General features: G+C 71.5%; 19 protein-coding genes. 15 read left to right on the top strand and 4 right to left on the bottom strand.

From position 1 onward, the window contains the following. Positions 1-2: 2 nt before the first annotated feature. Positions 3-1,373, bottom strand: a complete 1,371-nt coding sequence (locus E3328_RS01770) for a DUF389 domain-containing protein (RefSeq protein WP_135362911.1) — start codon at positions 1,371-1,373, stop codon at positions 3-5. 156 nt (positions 1,374-1,529) lie between these two features. Here E3328_RS01770 and E3328_RS01765 point away from each other — a divergent pair, with 156 nt between their 5' ends. The 6 genes from E3328_RS01765 to E3328_RS21665 all read left to right on the top strand — a co-directional run bounded on the left by E3328_RS01765 (position 1,530) and on the right by E3328_RS21665 (position 4,351). Beyond that, positions 1,530-2,534: an aldo/keto reductase gene (locus tag E3328_RS01765; RefSeq protein WP_135362910.1), complete on the top strand. Its 1,005-nt coding sequence runs from the start codon at positions 1,530-1,532 to the stop codon at positions 2,532-2,534. A 150-nt stretch (positions 2,535-2,684) separates the two neighbouring features. Next, the gene (locus E3328_RS01760) at positions 2,685-3,146 is read left to right on the top strand and encodes a DUF2243 domain-containing protein (RefSeq protein WP_135364646.1); all 462 of its coding nucleotides are present in this window, start codon (positions 2,685-2,687) and stop codon (positions 3,144-3,146) included. Positions 3,147-3,179: 33 nt separating this feature from the next. Next, positions 3,180-3,359: a hypothetical protein gene (locus E3328_RS01755; RefSeq protein ID WP_135362909.1), complete on the top strand. Its 180-nt coding sequence runs from the start codon at positions 3,180-3,182 to the stop codon at positions 3,357-3,359. 106 nt (positions 3,360-3,465) lie between these two features. Further along, complete coding sequence (locus E3328_RS01750; protein WP_135362908.1) at positions 3,466-3,936, top strand: FKBP-type peptidyl-prolyl cis-trans isomerase; 471 nt, start codon at positions 3,466-3,468, stop codon at positions 3,934-3,936. Positions 3,937-4,028: 92 nt separating this feature from the next. Then, entirely contained in the window at positions 4,029-4,199 is a 171-nt protein-coding gene (locus E3328_RS21670; protein WP_167837266.1) for a DUF7837 family putative zinc-binding protein, read from the top strand. Between the two features lie 5 nt (positions 4,200-4,204). Beyond that, on the top strand, positions 4,205-4,351 hold the full coding sequence (locus E3328_RS21665; RefSeq protein WP_167837252.1) for a hypothetical protein: 147 nt from the start codon (positions 4,205-4,207) through the stop codon (positions 4,349-4,351). A gap of 54 nt (positions 4,352-4,405) precedes the next feature. Here E3328_RS21665 and E3328_RS01745 read toward each other — a convergent pair whose 3' ends face one another. Then, the gene (locus E3328_RS01745; RefSeq protein WP_135362907.1) at positions 4,406-5,410 is read right to left on the bottom strand and encodes an NAD-dependent epimerase/dehydratase family protein; all 1,005 of its coding nucleotides are present in this window, start codon (positions 5,408-5,410) and stop codon (positions 4,406-4,408) included. A 120-nt stretch (positions 5,411-5,530) separates the two neighbouring features. Between E3328_RS01745 and E3328_RS01740 the strand changes: the two genes are divergently transcribed. From E3328_RS01740 to E3328_RS01730, 3 genes are all read left to right on the top strand, one after another. Further along, positions 5,531-6,943: a cytochrome P450 gene (locus tag E3328_RS01740; protein ID WP_135362906.1), complete on the top strand. Its 1,413-nt coding sequence runs from the start codon at positions 5,531-5,533 to the stop codon at positions 6,941-6,943. Between the two features lie 178 nt (positions 6,944-7,121). Continuing rightward, positions 7,122-7,403 carry a HalOD1 output domain-containing protein gene (locus E3328_RS01735; RefSeq protein WP_135362905.1) on the top strand — a complete coding sequence of 94 codons (282 nt, stop codon included), beginning with the start codon at positions 7,122-7,124 and terminating at the stop codon, positions 7,401-7,403. Positions 7,404-7,496: 93 nt separating this feature from the next. Continuing rightward, positions 7,497-7,826, top strand: a complete 330-nt coding sequence (locus E3328_RS01730) for a ribbon-helix-helix protein (RefSeq protein ID WP_135362904.1) — start codon at positions 7,497-7,499, stop codon at positions 7,824-7,826. A gap of 78 nt (positions 7,827-7,904) precedes the next feature. Here E3328_RS01730 and E3328_RS01725 read toward each other — a convergent pair whose 3' ends face one another. Both E3328_RS01725 and tmcA read right to left on the bottom strand, forming a co-directional pair. Beyond that, positions 7,905-8,411, bottom strand: coding sequence for a DUF456 domain-containing protein (locus E3328_RS01725; RefSeq protein ID WP_135364645.1), 507 nt, complete (start codon positions 8,409-8,411; stop codon positions 7,905-7,907). Continuing rightward, the gene (tmcA, locus tag E3328_RS01720) at positions 8,411-10,753 is read right to left on the bottom strand and encodes a tRNA(Met) cytidine acetyltransferase TmcA (RefSeq protein ID WP_135362903.1); all 2,343 of its coding nucleotides are present in this window, start codon (positions 10,751-10,753) and stop codon (positions 8,411-8,413) included. Before tmcA ends, E3328_RS01725 begins: the two co-directional genes overlap by 1 nt. Before the next feature lie 371 nt (positions 10,754-11,124). On the opposite strand from tmcA, the gene rpl7ae reads away from it, so the two are divergent. From rpl7ae to E3328_RS01690, 6 genes are all read left to right on the top strand, one after another. Then, entirely contained in the window at positions 11,125-11,487 is a 363-nt protein-coding gene (gene rpl7ae / locus E3328_RS01715; RefSeq protein WP_135362902.1) for a 50S ribosomal protein L7Ae, read from the top strand. Positions 11,488-11,497: 10 nt separating this feature from the next. Further along, on the top strand, positions 11,498-11,728 hold the full coding sequence (locus E3328_RS01710; protein ID WP_135362901.1) for a 30S ribosomal protein S28e: 231 nt from the start codon (positions 11,498-11,500) through the stop codon (positions 11,726-11,728). Continuing rightward, positions 11,728-12,174, top strand: coding sequence for a 50S ribosomal protein L24e (locus E3328_RS01705; RefSeq protein WP_135362900.1), 447 nt, complete (start codon positions 11,728-11,730; stop codon positions 12,172-12,174). Before E3328_RS01710 ends, E3328_RS01705 begins: the two co-directional genes overlap by 1 nt. Beyond that, entirely contained in the window at positions 12,171-12,650 is a 480-nt protein-coding gene (gene ndk, locus E3328_RS01700) for a nucleoside-diphosphate kinase (protein WP_135362899.1), read from the top strand. Before E3328_RS01705 ends, ndk begins: the two co-directional genes overlap by 4 nt. A 170-nt stretch (positions 12,651-12,820) precedes the next feature. Continuing rightward, positions 12,821-13,045 carry a hypothetical protein gene (locus E3328_RS01695; RefSeq protein WP_135362898.1) on the top strand — a complete coding sequence of 75 codons (225 nt, stop codon included), beginning with the start codon at positions 12,821-12,823 and terminating at the stop codon, positions 13,043-13,045. Between the two features lie 115 nt (positions 13,046-13,160). Next, positions 13,161-14,174: a phosphotransferase family protein gene (locus tag E3328_RS01690; protein ID WP_135362897.1), complete on the top strand. Its 1,014-nt coding sequence runs from the start codon at positions 13,161-13,163 to the stop codon at positions 14,172-14,174. Positions 14,175-14,200 lie beyond the last annotated feature (26 nt).

The raw sequence follows: 14,200 nt of genomic DNA, 5'->3' as shown, positions 1-14,200 counted from the left end.
GCTCACCCGGTGACCGCCGGGCGGGCGAGGCTCGTCGCACCCGCTCCCGCCGTGGTTCCGGCCGGATCTGTCCCCGACGCGGACCCGGTGGCGTTCGACCGCTCGTAGTCGGTGTAGGTGACGAGGACGGTCACGTCCTCGCCGGTCCGGTCCGAGATCTGCCGGGCGAGTTCGTTCGGGAGCGACGGGTACGACTCGTCGGAGACGCGGGTGAGGCCGACCGAGACGGTCGTGGGGGTCTCGACGGGGCTGATCCCGGCGTACTGGACGGTGACGCCGCGGAGCGACAGCTGGCCGTACTCGTCGTCGGTGATCACGTCGGAGGTCGCCTGCGTGACGGCGTACTCGTAGCGGACGTGCTGGACCGAGCCGGCGAGGACGACCGCGACGACGGCGACGACCGCGACGACGGTCGCGGCGAACCGGGCCGTCTCGGCGGCCGACTCCGGGTCGAGGAGCGGTCCGCCGGCCTCCTCGGGGTGGTAGCCGAGGTAGCGCAGCATGAGGTAGCCGCCGACGTTGACGGCGACAATGGTCAGCCCGAGCAACACGAGCGCGCCGACGGCGACGCTCGCGGCGCCCCATGCGACGCCGATCCCCACGACCGCGGCCGTCGGGACCAGGGCGGCGGCGACCATCACGCCGACGATGCTGACGTTGCCCTTCGTCGTCAGCCCGAAGGCGCCGGCCGCGCCGGCGGCGAGGCCGACGACCACCGACAGCAGGCCCGGCGAGAGCCGCACCGCGAACAGGTCGACCGTCGTCACGTCGAGCGTCACCGAGACGATGGCAAGGTACCTGATCAGCAGGCTCGCGGCGACCGCCCCGAGGACGGCGACGCCGAGGCCGACCGCCTGCTGGCGGAGGCTGTCGGCGACCATCGCCCGGTCGTTGCGGACCGCGCCGATGCTCGCGGCGAGCATCGGGGCCACCAGCGGCGCCAGCACCATCGAGCCGACGAGGACGGCCGGCGAGCCGATGAGCAGCCCCGCGGTGGCGATGACAGTACTCAGGAACATCAGCCACACGTACGACCGCGTGTTCGGTCGCATGTCCCTGGCCTTCGACCGGAGCGTCCGCGGGGCGATCCGGTTGGGCGTCTCCGCCCAGTGGGACTGCACCGCGTCGATGCCCTCGAAGCTCGCGAACTCCGCCTCGATGGAGACCGTGTAGGTGTCCCTGTCGTAGCCGGCCTCCCCGAGGTCGTCGAGGACGCGCTCGACAGCGTCGGCGGGGACGACGACGGAGACGAGGGCGTGGCCCTCCTTCGCCCCGTCGCCCTCGGCGACGGTGTACCCCAGGTCGTGCCCGTCGAGGACCGCCAGCACCGCCTCGCGGCGCTCCCGGGGCACCGACAGCTGCAGGAACCGCATACCCCCCCGTTGGGCCGGCCGCCGGAAAAGGTCGGACCCGGCGCGTGCTGGCCGCTTTAGCCCGGTTCTCGGCGCCTGTCGGCCACCGGCAGGGTTCGACGGCTCCCGCGGTTCCGCGAAACCAACCACTAAGCGAGCGGCGCCCTATCGGCCGGTATGGAGTACAGACGACTCGGGGAGACCGGCCTGCAGGTCTCGCCCGTCTGTTTCGGGACGTGGCGGTTCGGCAAGGAACACGACGGCGTCGTCGAGACGGGCCGCGAGGAGGCCCACGAACTCCTCGACGCCTACGCCGACCGCGGGGGGAACTTCATCGACACCGCCAACGGCTACGGCGGCGGCGACTCCGAGCGCTGGATCGGCGAGTGGCTCGACGAGCGCGACCGCGAGGACTACGTCGTCGCCTCGAAGTGCTTCTGGTCCACGGTCTCGCGGTTCCAGGAGAACCTCTCGAAGAAGAACGTCAAGGCGGAGGTCGAGGGCTCGCTCGACCGACTGGGCACGGACTACCTGGACATCCTCTACCTGCACCGCTTCGACGACGAGACGCCCATCGAACGGACCTTGCGGGCCGTCGACGACCTGATCTCGGAGGGGAAGGTCCACTACGTCGGCATCTCGACCTGTGACGCCTGGAAGCTCACCAAGGGCCTGTGGCAGGCCGACGTGAACAACTACGAGGCCTTCTCCGTCACCCAGCCCCTGTTCCACGCCGCCTACTACGAGGACGTGGCCGAGTACCTGGATGTCTGCGCCGACCAGAACCTCGCGGTCTGCCCGTACTCGCCGCTGGCCGGCGGCTTCCTCACCGGCAAGTACGAGCGCGTCGGCGACGGCACCTACGACCTCGACGCCGACGAGGGGACCCGCGCGGATCTGGACCCGATGTTCGAGGACTGGTACGTCTCCGAGCGCGGCTGGCACGTCCTCGACGCGGTGCGCGAGGTGGCCGACGAGGTCGACGCCTCGCCCGCGCAGGTCGCGCTCCGGTGGCTGATGGACCAGCGGGAGTTCGACTGCGTGCCCATCGTCGGCGCCCGAACCGTGGAGCAACTGGACGAGAACATGGGCGCCATCGACGTGTCCATCTCCGACGACCAGTTCGACCGCATCTTCGAGGCGCGGTACGACGACGGCGAGCTGTACGAGACGAACGCGTAAGCGAGGTGGCGGTCGAGTAACTCCCGATCAAGTCGCAACCAGACGTTTCCGCGTCGCGGGCGAACCCGACGCACAGTGAGCGAACGGACGACCGCGGCCGCCGACCGGTCGCGACGGTCGCCGCCCCGGCGAGCGCTCCTCGCGGCGGGCGTGTTCGGGTTCGGCTTCAGCGGGCTGATCGACGTGCTCGTCCTGCACCACGTCCTGCAGTGGCACTATCTCCTCTCCGGGATCTACCCGATGGACACGCTGGCCGGTCTCCGGACGAACGTCCTCGCGGACGGGCTGTTCTCGCTCGGGATGCTCACCGTCGCGGGGGTCGGGGCGGGGCTCCTCTGGCGGTCCGAACGGCGGACGGACGCCCCGCTGGCCGTGCGACCGCTGGTCGGCGCCGCGGTCGTCGGGCTCGGCGCGTTCGACGTGTTCGACGCCGTCGTCAACCACGCGGTCCTGGGCCTCCATCGGCCCATGGGGTCGGGCGGCCGACCGTTGTCACTCGGCGGTCGGTACAACCCTCACTGGATCGCGGTCAGCCTCCTGTTCGTCGCCGCCGGGTACTACGTCTATAGAACCGGGACGCGAGACCGCGACGACGCGGACGACCGCGTCTGAACCGCCTCCGAAACGTCGACCGCCAGCGCAACGATGGTCCGCTCGTACGTCCTCTCGGCTCCGCTCCACTGGTGCCCGCTCCACGGGGTCGGGGCGTCGCCCCCGGTACCGCACTGGGTCGTACTGCTCGCGGCCGTCCCGACCTTCTGGCTCCTCGTCGCCGCGCTCGTGCTCGCGGTCGACCGGCTCCTGGGCGGTCACGGGGAGGCGTGACGGCGGGCGCTCGGACTCCGATGGCCGCCCTCGACCGCTTGCGGCGGTGGGTCCCGCTCCGCGGCTCAGACCGCAGGCTTATCCGTCGGCCACCGCTTCGGACGGTATGGCTATTTCCACGGGCGACACGGTAACGATCGAGTACACGGGGCGACTGGACGACGGCAGCGTCTTCGACACGTCGCTGGAGTCCGTCGCGGAGGAGGAGGGGCTGGCCGAGGACCAGCCCGGCCGCGACTACCAGCCGCTGACCGTCGAGATCGGCTCGGGCCGCATCATCGAGGGGCTCGAAGACGGCCTCGTCGGCATGGCGGCCGGCGAGGAGGACACCGTCGAGATCGAGCCCGAACAGGCGTACGGCGAGCGCACCGACGACCGCGTCGTCGAGTACGACGCCGACGAGTTCGCGGAGATGCTCGGCGGCCGCGAGATCGAGGAGGGGCTGGAGATCCAGACCGAGGAGGGACTGCCGGGCGAGGTCGTCGACGCCGACGACGAGGCGGTCACCGTCGACTTCAACCACGAGCTCGCCGGCGAACGGCTGACCTTCGAGGTCGAAGTCGTCGCCGTCGAGTAACCGCCGCCTATCCCCGTAGGCACGGGATAATCCCTCACGTTCCCGGTGTTATACGGGATATAACAACGGATGGGGGGATGATACCCCGGAACATGGCCGGGACAGAGGACCGAGAACTTCGGGGGGAGACGCTCGGCGCGTGTCCGAACTGCGAGGTGATGATCCCGTCGGCGAACCTGCTGATCCGCTACGACTCGGAGGGCGACTGGCCGAAGCTGTTCGCCGAGTGTCCGAACTGCGAGAAGCCGGTGCATCCGGAGTGATCGCCGTGGGACTGTTCGCCTCGCTCGTCACACGCGCCGAGCCCGGGACCGTCGTCGCCGAGTGTCGGCGCTGCGGGACCACCGTCGACGCCGACACGTCCGTCTGCGGCGCCTGCGGCTCGGAGGAGATCGTCCGGTACGACATCGATTGACGGCTCGACCGCCCCGAAGCTCGACCACTCCCGATATCCGCCGGTCCCCGCCGTTCAGCCGTCGAACGCCTCGACGAACGACCGCGTGGAGTCGCGCCAGGCGTCGACGATCTCGCCGTCGTTCTCGCTGTCGTAGTCGTCGATGGCGTCGCGCCGCTGCAGGTCGTCGATGGTCCGCTCGACGCCCTCGCGGAACGAGATGGTGTACTCGAAGTCCAGGTCCCGTCTCGCCTTGCTGTTGTCGAACACCGTCGAGTACTGGAAGTGGTCGAGTAGCGGGTCCGTCCGGTCCGGGACCGCCTCCACGAGCTTGTCGGTCGGGACGTAGACGAGGTCCGGTTCCGGCGCGTCCATCGCGTCGGCGACGTACTCGTGGTACTGGTTCCAGGAGATGACCTCCTCGCTGGTGACGTGGTAGGCCTCGCCGTAGGCGGTCTCGTTGCCGACGGCGTTCACGAACGCGGCGGCCACGTCGTCGCGGTGGCAGGGGCCCCACAGCGTCGCGCCGTCGCCGTGGACGACGATAGGCTCGCCCTTCCGCACGCGGTCGAGGTAGTAGGTGCCCCAGCCCATCGTGTGGATGACCGGGCCGCCCTCCCCGTAGGTGCTCCACGGCCGGATCACCGTCGTCGCGAAGGCGTCCCCGTGGGCGTCGAAGAAGACGTCCTCGCACTCGGCCTTGTCGGCCCCGTAGTCGCTGACCGGCGGTTCGCGCGGGGCGTCCTCGGTCGCGGGGTTGGCGTCCAGCGGCCGGTGGTACACGTCGACCGTCGAGCAGAAGACGAACTGCTCGACGCCCGCGAAGGCCTCGACGGCGCTCCGGGCCTGCTCCGGCGAGAAACACACCATGTCGACGACGACCTCGGGGTCGACCGCCTCGGCCACCTCGGCCAGTCGGTCGTCGTCGTTGCGGTCGCCGTGGACGTGGGCGACCGCGTCGGGCAGGTCCGCGTCGGTCTCGCCGCGGTGGAACGCGGTCACGTCGTGGCCGGCGTCGACCGCCTGGCGCGCGATGCCGGTGCTTATCAGCCCGGTGCCGCCGATGATGAGAACGTCCATGGGCCACCCATGGCGACTGCGGGGATAAAACGTCGCCTCGCGGAAGCCCCCACCGCGAGCGGGGGGCCGGCCGACGGCCCTGCGACAGGTTTTCCTCCGGGGGGCTCGCCACCGGCAGGTATGAGCGACGCCGGCGAGGACCGGGGAGAGGGGAGGGCCGAGTCGGCCGACCCGACCGAGTCGCGCGGCCCTGGGCCGGCAGGCGACGGGCCGCCGTCACCGCCGGGGTTGCCCGTCGTCGGGCACACGCACCGCTACGCCCGCGACCCGTTCGCGTTCGTCGACTGGGCGACCGACCGCGCCGGCGACTGCCTGCTGGCCCGCGTCCTCGGCGAGGGCGACCTCTGCGTGCTGGCCCACCCGGACCACGTCGAGCGCGCCCTGGTGACCGACCGCGACGCCTTCGCCAAGGGCGAGGTGTTCACGGTCGCGTTCGGGCAGAACCTCCTGTCGGTCGAGGGCGACCAGTGGGAGCGCCAGCACGACGCCGTCCGGGAGTTCTTCTACCCCGGGAAGGTCCGCGGCTACGCCGAGGAGATGGCCGCGCTGACCGAACGCCGGGTCGACCGCTGGGCCGACGGCGACCGCGTCTCGCTGCACGACGAGCTGCGGGCGCTCGCGCTGGAGAACCTCTTCGCGACGCTGTTCGACCGCCGGCTGGACCTCGACGGCGACGAGGAGATCCGGCGGGCCGCCTCGGACCTGAACCTCTGGTTCAAGCCCACCTCGTGGGCGCTCCCGGAGTGGGTGCCGACGCCGGCCCGCCGCCGGTTCGCCCGCGCCCGTGAGACCCTCGACGCCGAGGCGCGTCGGCTGCTCGCCGAGCGGGAGGCGGCTGTCGCGGCCGACGACGAGTCCGTCGGCGAGGACCTGCTCTCGACGCTCGTGGCGCTCCGCGAGCGCGGCGACGCCGAGCTCTCCGACGCGGAGATCGCCGACCAGGTGGCCGGCTTCATCTTCGCCGGCCACGACACGACCGCGCTGGCGATGACCTACGCCCTCCACCTGCTGGGCACCCACCCCGAAGCCCGCGAGCGGTTCCACGCCGAACTCGACGACGTGCTCGGCACGGGGCCCGACGCCGACCGCCCCTCGTTCGACGACCTCCGGGACCTCGACGTGACCGAGCGCGTCTTCCTGGAGACGCTGCGGCTCTACCCGCCGGTCCACACGATCCCTCGGGTGACCGCCCGGGACGTGTCCGTCGACGGCTACCGGGTCCCCGAGGGGACGACGACCCACCTCTCGGTCGTCTCGATCCACCGCGACGAGCGCTTCTACGACGACCCCGGGGCGTTCCGGCCGTCGCGCTGGCGCGACGCGGACCCGCAGTCGAAGGGGTACGCGTTCGTCCCGTTCGGCGCGGGGCCCCGGGACTGCATCGGCCGGCGGTTCGCGGCCCTGGAGGCCCGACTCGCGCTCGCGACGATCGGGCGGCGCTACCGGCTCGAACCGCTCGCCGACCTCGAACTCGACCCGCAGATGACGACCCAGCCGGCCGACGGGGTACCCGCGCGAGTCGCCGAGCGCTGAACCGGCCGATACCGCCCCGGGAGCACGGACCGCGGTCCCGGTCGTCCACGGCGTTCCCCCGAGGGCGGCCATCTTTCCCGGTCCCGACCGCTGTCCCGCGGTTAAAACTACCTGAAATCGGGTGAACTCGGGCTAGCGACGACCCCGGTTTAGGGGGGTGGCGCCCGCCGTGTCCGGTATGGACGCGACGAGCCGGATTCCCGGGGACACCCCCATCGCACGCACCGCCGTCGACGACGACGAGGAGGCGACCGACGCGCTCCTCAGGGCCGCCAGACGCGCCCACGTCGACCTCGACGAGGCCGACCCGCAGCTGTACGACCAGATCGACGCGGGCGCGCTCGACAGCCTGACCGCCCACAGCCGGGCGAACGAGAGGTCCGGGGACTTCGTCCTCGTCGCCGACCTCTGGGACCGCACGTTCGTCGTCCGCCCCGACGCCGTCGAAGTGTACCCCTGACCGCTCGCGGTCCGTCCCGGCTGGTGTGTCCCGGTTGACCGCCCCTATCCCGGGAGCGTAAGGTGTTTGCGACGGCCCCGCCTGGCTGAGTGTATGAGCCTCGACGATCTGCAGGACGACGTACAGGGCGAGTACAGCGACCTCGACGAGCGGCTGTCCGTCGAGACGGACCGCGAGACGCGCAACGAGCTCGCCATGCTGCTGGCCGCGCTGGACACCGACGACCCCGACGAACTCGTCCGCAGGGGCATCCACATGCTGTTTCGGAGCGCCGTCGAGACCGGCAACCTCGACTTCCACCTCCGCACCGAGTACGACGTGACCTACGACGAGTACCTCTCCGGGATGACCTTCGACGAGATGACCGGCGCCGACCAGTTCCCCCAGTCCGGCGACCCCGACGACCGGCGCTACCAGTTCTGAACGCTCTTCTCGACGGAATTCAACGCACAACCCCCGGACGCGGGGGCGCCCGGCGGCTCACGGCAGACGGCCGCCGGGTCAGAGCAGGAAGACGCCGACCATCGCGACGAGGACGCCGGCGGTCAGCAGCACCTGGAGGACGCTGGAGGTGAGCATCCCGAGCAGGGTCACCCCGGCGGCGCGGGCGCTCCCCTCGAGTTCGCCGCCGTCGGCCAGTTCCATGAGGAAAACGGTCCCGGCGGTCCCGAGGAGGAAGCCGATCGGGCCCCACACGAGGCCGACGAGGCCGACGGCGGTGGCGACGACGGTCGTCCGGGTCGAGGCGCCGCCGGCCTTCGCGGAGACGGCGCCGGCGAGCCAGTCCGTCGCGATGGCGACCAGGGCGACGAACAGCAGCCCCGAGAGGACGAAGACGTTCGGCTCGGCGAAGCCGCTGCCCCACCAGTAGACGACGACGCCGGCCAGCGAGAGGATCCCGCCGGGGACCAGCGGGGTGACGCTGCCGACGACGCCGCCGACCAGCAGGACGAACGCGACGATCACGAACAGGTCGACGGGGAGGGCTTCCAGCGCGGGGAGTTGCATCATTCGAATCGCTCCAGTTCCGCCGCGACCTTCGACCCGCCGAACCGTGAAAGCAGCGGTCGGGTCGCCGCCCCGAGCGCCCGCATGCACTGCCCGTGGGAGTGGAAACCCAACTCGTCGGCGACTGCACCCCACGGGTGTCCCTGCAGCGCCTTCCGGACCAGCAGGCGCTCCTGGCGGGGGTCGAGCAGCGCCCCGTTCGGGTCGTCGTCCTCGCCGCCGTCGCCGGTGGGACCGGCCTCGGTCAGGTAGCGGACGGTCAGCCGCCGGAGCGGCCGCGGCGAGGTGTCGAAGATACCGGCGCCGCCGACCGTTCCGGCGAGCAGGCGCCACTCCCACTCGGAGAGGTCGAGGTCCGGCGTCGCATCCACACTGCGCAGCGCCGCCCGCACCACGTCCGGGTCCATGTCGTCCAGCGGGTCCGACAGCATCGCGCCGACGCGGTCGACGAACCACCGCGAGTGGCGGTCGGCCAGCTCCCGGCCGGCGTCGCTCGCGGGGTCGAGCATCACGGCGGAGTACTCGCCGCTGGCGTCGTTGCGCGTCGTCGAGAGGTGGACGGTCGCGTAGCCGTTCCGCTGCCAGAAGGCCAGGAGTTCCGGCGTCGCCCCGTAGCCGGTGCCCAGCCAGTCCACGTCGTCGGCGAACTCCCCCCGTATCTCGGCGAGCAGCCGCGAGCCGAGGCCGCGCGAGCGGACGGCGTGGTGGGTCGCGATCCGGAGCACGCGCAGCCCCTCCGGGATCCCCGCCCGCTCGTCGCGCAACTGGCTCGTCAGCACGTCGGGGATCATGTTCCCCCGCACCCGGCCGCCCTCGTACATGCGCGCCCGCAGGTCCGCGGGGAGGTCCCCCTCGCGGGCCAGCAGCGCGACCGAGACGACGTGGCCCCCGTGGGTGAGCGCGCGGACGGCCACGTTCGGCGCGTCGAGCAGGCGGGCCAGGTCCGACGGCTCCGTGCGGTAGTGGGCGGCGACGAGCAGCCCGAAGACCTCCCGGAGCAGGTGCTCGTCGGCCAGCAGGTCGGCGGCGTCGAACGCGCGGTAGGCGAGCGAGTCGGCGCTCTCGCCCTCGTTCGCCCCGACGCCGGCGCCTTCCACGAGCGGGTCGACGGCGGGGCTGGCGTCGAGCAGGAGCGCGCGGAAGGCCCACACCTCCACGGGGTCGCCGGCGGCGTAGCGGATCGGGTCGGTCATCGAGGCGTCCGTCACCTCGAAGTCGCTGTCGGCCAGGCGGTCGCGGAACCGGACGGAGAACCCCCGGCCGGCGCCCTCGTAGCCGTGGACCGTCGTGGTGAACGCCGCCGCCGGCGCGTCGAGGAACCGTTCGAGCAGCCGCACGGGCAGCGCCGCGGCCTCGTCGACCACGACGGCGTCGGGGTCGTCCGGCAACTCGGCCGCGTCGGTCGGTTTCTCGAAGCGGACGCGGCCGGCCGAACCGTCGGTATCGGCGCTGCCGTCACCTTCGACCGTCAGCAGTTTCGGACCGGACTCGTCGGGGTCGCCGGCGAGGGCCCCCGCATCGACCAGCACCTCGCGGGCGCGGGCGAAGACCGCCGCCGCACTCCGGTACTGCGGCGCGGTCACGAGCACGTCCCGCCCGTCGAGCGCGAGCGCGCCCGCGGCGAGGCCGGCGGCGCTGGACTTCCCGCGCCCGCGGTCGGCCTCGATGACGACGGCGTTGCCGGGCTCGGCGAGCGCCTCTAGGGATTCGACGGCCGTCACCTGATCGTCGGTCCGGCACCGCTCGTAGACGGCCGCCGGGAACGCGGGGTCGTCGGGGACCGCCGGCGGGTCGGGCGGGCGGCGCGGCGCGGGGTCGGTCAGCCCGTCGCGCTCGACGGTCGGGTCCCCTGCTCCGTCGCCCACGTCGACGACGGCGACCCCGGGGTGGGCGCGGAGCAACTCGACCAGCCGGCGCCGGAAGTTGCCGGCCACGTCCGACACCTCGAACGGCGGGACGGCCAGCGTCTCGTCGAATGCGTCGCGGCGGTCGGGCCAGGCGTCGAGCGGCGGGGTACAGAGGACAAGGAGGCCGCCGCCGTCGACGGCCCCCACCGATCGCCCGAGGGCGTTGGGACGACACGCCTCGTGGCAGTCCACCACGAGCGCGCCGCGGGTTGTCCCGAGCAGGTCGCCCGCACGGGCCGGCGGGACCCGCTCCCAGGGCGTTCCCTCGGCGTCGCCGAGGTAGGTCACGTCTCGCGAGTCGATGTCGGCCGCGTCGAGCGCCCGCTCGGCGGCTTCGCGCGTGGTGTCCCCCTCTCCCGAAAGGACGAGCAGCCGTCGCTCGTTGGTGGCGCGGGCCTCCTCGCGGAGCGCGCTCGCGACGCGACCGACGGTCATACCTCCCGGTCGGCCGTCGAGGGGCAAAGAACCGCCGATCGGACCGGCCGCCGGTCGGCCGCGAGGCGGTACCCGGCGGGGACCGACGGTCCCGAACGGCCGGTCGCACCGAGCGCGACCCCGGCCGAGGAGTGTGTCGAGGATCTGCCAGACGACGGGCGCGAGCGGGCGTGTCGTGTGCAGGCTGCTCGCACGCGGGTTCGTCTTCGAAAGGGCTTTTAGTACTCCTCTGCCAGATGGGTGTACAGCCCGTGCGGGGTTGATGATGCTCCTAGCCTCTCAGGATATTCCGCCGCGATTTTCTCGCGGCGCCCGGGCCCGGCCCGGACCGGCGGGGGAGCGCGAGCCCACGCGCGGGAGGTGATCCACAAATGCCAGTATACGTAGATTTCGACGTGCCCGCGGACCTCGAGGACGACGCCCTCGAGGCCCTCGAGGTCGCACGAGACACAGGCACCGTGAAGAAGGGAACCAACGAGACGACCAAGGCCGTCGAGCGCGGCAACGCCGAGCTCGTCTTCGTCGCCGAGGACGTCCAGCCCGAGGAGATCGTCATGCACCTGCCCGAGCTGGCCGACGAGAAGGACATCCCGTTCGTCTTCATCGGCACGCAGGACGACGTGGGCCACGCGGCCGGCCTCGAGGTCGGCAGCGCCGCGGCCGCCATCGTCGACGCGGGCGACGCCCAGGGCGACGTCGACGACATCGCCGGCAAGGTCGAGGAACTCCGGTAGGTGACCCGGTATGTCTGCTGAAGAATCCGACGGAGACGGCGGTTCCACGGCCGCCGAAGTCATCGAAGTCGTGGGCCGCACGGGGATGCACGGCGAGGCCATGCAGGTCAAGTGCCGGATCCGCGGCGGCGAGAACCAGGGCCGCATCATCACGCGAAACGTCCTCGGGCCGGTCCGGGAGGGCGACGTGCTCCAGCTCCGCGAGACCGCGCGCGAGGCCGACCAGATCGGGGGCCAATAATGCCACGAACGCGCGAATGCGACTACTGCGGCACCGACATCGAGCCCGGGACGGGCACCATGTTCGTCCGCACCAACGGCTCGACCATCCACTACTGCTCCTCGAAGTGCGAGAAGAACGCCAACCTCGGCCGCGAGTCCCGCGATCTCGAGTGGGCCGGCGAGGAGGAAGAAGCCGAGAGCGAGGACGAGGAGTCCGAGCCGGCCGCCGACGAGCGCCCGACCGACATCGAGGACCAGGGCCAGGACGTCGACGCGCCCGGTGACACCGACGAGGACCTCGAAGACGTCGAGGCCGACGAGGCCGTCGAGGCCGGCGCCGCCGACCCCGAGGAAGTCGAAGCCGAGGGGACCGACGAGGACGCCGAGTCCGACGAGGGCGACGCGGACGCGGACGAGGAGTCCGACGAGGGCGACACCGACGAGGAGGAGGCCGAGGCACGATGAGCCACCACGACGAGCGGACGTTCGTGATGGCCAAGCCCGACGCCGTCCAGCGCGGGCTCACCGGCGAGATCATCACCCGCCTCGAGGAGCGCGGGCTGAAGCTCGTCGGCGCGAAGTTCATGCGGATCGACCGCGAGCTCGCCGAGCAGCACTACGGCGAGCACGAGGACAAGCCGTTCTTCGAGGACCTCGTCGACTTTATCACCAGCGGTCCGGTGATGGCGATGGTCTGGGAGGGCGCCGACGCGACCCGGCAGGTCCGCCGGATGATGGGCGCGACCGACCCCGCCGAGGCCGCCCCCGGCACCATCCGGGGCGACTACGGCCTCGACCTGAGCCAGAACGTCATCCACGGCTCGGACCACGAGGACGAGGGCGCCAACGAACGCGAGATCGAGCTGTTCTTCGACGAGGACGAGCTCGTCGAGTACGACCGCGCCGACGAGCCCTGGGTCTACGAAGACGCCGACCACTGAGCCGGCACCCCTGAACCGGCGCCCCGCTTTTCGGCCGTCGCTGCGCACGTCGACCGGGCTCCGGTCGACTTCGCACGCTTTCGCCCGCGAGTCGCGATCGCCCGGCGTCGCTTTTCGGCGGAGCGACTCCCCGCCGTAGCTTTTTCCCGGGTCGACCGTATCGTTCCGACGTGGACGATATCGTCGAGGACGCGCTCGCGACGCCGCCGGACGCCGACGAGGAGTGTTCGGTCTGCGGCGAGTCGATCCCGATCGAGGAGGGCGTGGTCCCGCCCGAGGGCGAGGAGTACGCGGTCCTGCGAGCGGCGGATCCGGAGCGGCCCGGCGTGATGACCGAGCGGTGGGTCCACCGCGCGTGTCTCCGGACGTACCTAGACGAGTCGGCCGAGGGGTGACCGGCGACGGTCGGGCGCGTACGGCGGCCGGAGGAGTGGCCCGGCCGACAGAACGCGGGCGGGCAGCGTCGCCGCGGGTGATACATTTTTGCACCCCCCTGATCAATAGGGTGGCGTGCAGACGACATCGGCCGCCGACATCGAGGCCGTCCTCGACGAGTCCGGCCCGGACTACGAGGAGTTCAGCTACGAAGCGGCCACGGGCGGGACGCGGGCGGACGTGTACATGGTCACGCTCGTCTACGACGGCAACGAGTACGAGGTCGTCGTCAAGTTCCAGCCGCCCAACGACGACCGGTTCGCGGTCGAGCCGAAGCTCCACGAGTACGTCGCCGACCGGACTTCGATTCCGATCCCCCGCATCCTCGTGTTCAAGCAGGAACCGGAGCGGTCGGTCCCGCCGTACTTCGTCACCGAGCGGGTCCGCGGGGACAACCTCGCCGACCAGTACGGCGCGATGGACCAGAGCCACTGGGAGCGGGTCATCGAGCAGGTCGGGACGATCATGGGCGACCTGCACTCGGAGATCGCCTTCGAGGCGTTCGGCCGGCTGATGCTCCACGACGACCGGATCACGATCCGCAACTGGCGGGGCAACTGGCGGGAGTACTTCGCCGACCTCACCCGGTCGCACATCGACCGCCTCTCCGGGACCCCGTTCGAGGGGATGCAGTCGCGGGCGCGTGACGCCGTCGAGGACACCCTCTCGCTGGTGCCCGAGGACGGGATGCCCCGGCTCGTCCACGACGACATGCAGCCGACGAACCTGCTCTGTATCCTCGACGAGCCGGACCCGATCACCGCGGTACTGGACTGGCAGGACACGCTAGCGGCCCACCGCGACTACCAGCTCGCCCAGTCGGAGTTCCTCTACATCGACTCGACGTTCGACGACCCCCAGGTCTGCGAGCGCCTGCGCGAACGGCTCTACGAGGGCTACCGGACCCACGCGGAGTTCGACCCCGGCGAGACCTACGAGCGGTGCAAGCCGGTCTACCAGCTGTCGACGCTTCTGTGGCGGATGACCGGCTTCGACGACGCCTTCGCCGAGGACGACCTCGGCCGGGCCCGCGCCGAGTTCCAGTACCGCCAGCAGTTCGACCGCCTGCTGGACAAACTCCCGCGGTGAGGCGGAAACCGCGACTCCGGGAGCTC

It is taken from the genome of Halosimplex halophilum (genome assembly GCF_004698125.1).
GTDB classification, from domain to species: domain Archaea; phylum Halobacteriota; class Halobacteria; order Halobacteriales; family Haloarculaceae; genus Halosimplex; species Halosimplex halophilum.
The sequence above is the reverse complement of the archived record's forward strand: the minus strand, read 5'-3'. Positions and strand labels throughout refer to the sequence as shown.

Excerpts from the sequence above, each read along its gene's own strand:
- tmcA (WP_135362903.1), bottom strand. The coding sequence starts at position 10,753 with ATGACCGTCGGTCGCGTCGCGAGCGCGCTCCGCGAGGAGGCCCGCGCC.
- rpl7ae (WP_135362902.1), top strand. The coding sequence starts at position 11,125 with ATGCCAGTATACGTAGATTTCGACGTGCCCGCGGACCTCGAGGACGAC.
- E3328_RS01745 (WP_135362907.1), bottom strand. The coding sequence starts at position 5,410 with ATGGACGTTCTCATCATCGGCGGCACCGGGCTGATAAGCACCGGCATC.
- E3328_RS01705 (WP_135362900.1), top strand. The coding sequence starts at position 11,728 with ATGCCACGAACGCGCGAATGCGACTACTGCGGCACCGACATCGAGCCC.
- E3328_RS01765 (WP_135362910.1), top strand. The coding sequence starts at position 1,530 with ATGGAGTACAGACGACTCGGGGAGACCGGCCTGCAGGTCTCGCCCGTC.
- E3328_RS01735 (WP_135362905.1), top strand. The coding sequence starts at position 7,122 with ATGGACGCGACGAGCCGGATTCCCGGGGACACCCCCATCGCACGCACC.
- E3328_RS21670 (WP_167837266.1), top strand. The coding sequence starts at position 4,029 with ATGGCCGGGACAGAGGACCGAGAACTTCGGGGGGAGACGCTCGGCGCG.
- ndk (WP_135362899.1), top strand. The coding sequence starts at position 12,171 with ATGAGCCACCACGACGAGCGGACGTTCGTGATGGCCAAGCCCGACGCC.
- E3328_RS01730 (WP_135362904.1), top strand. The coding sequence starts at position 7,497 with ATGAGCCTCGACGATCTGCAGGACGACGTACAGGGCGAGTACAGCGAC.
- E3328_RS01725 (WP_135364645.1), bottom strand. The coding sequence starts at position 8,411 with ATGCAACTCCCCGCGCTGGAAGCCCTCCCCGTCGACCTGTTCGTGATC.
- E3328_RS01770 (WP_135362911.1), bottom strand. The coding sequence starts at position 1,373 with ATGCGGTTCCTGCAGCTGTCGGTGCCCCGGGAGCGCCGCGAGGCGGTG.
- E3328_RS01755 (WP_135362909.1), top strand. The coding sequence starts at position 3,180 with ATGGTCCGCTCGTACGTCCTCTCGGCTCCGCTCCACTGGTGCCCGCTC.
- E3328_RS01740 (WP_135362906.1), top strand. The coding sequence starts at position 5,531 with ATGAGCGACGCCGGCGAGGACCGGGGAGAGGGGAGGGCCGAGTCGGCC.
- E3328_RS01750 (WP_135362908.1), top strand. The coding sequence starts at position 3,466 with ATGGCTATTTCCACGGGCGACACGGTAACGATCGAGTACACGGGGCGA.
- E3328_RS01710 (WP_135362901.1), top strand. The coding sequence starts at position 11,498 with ATGTCTGCTGAAGAATCCGACGGAGACGGCGGTTCCACGGCCGCCGAA.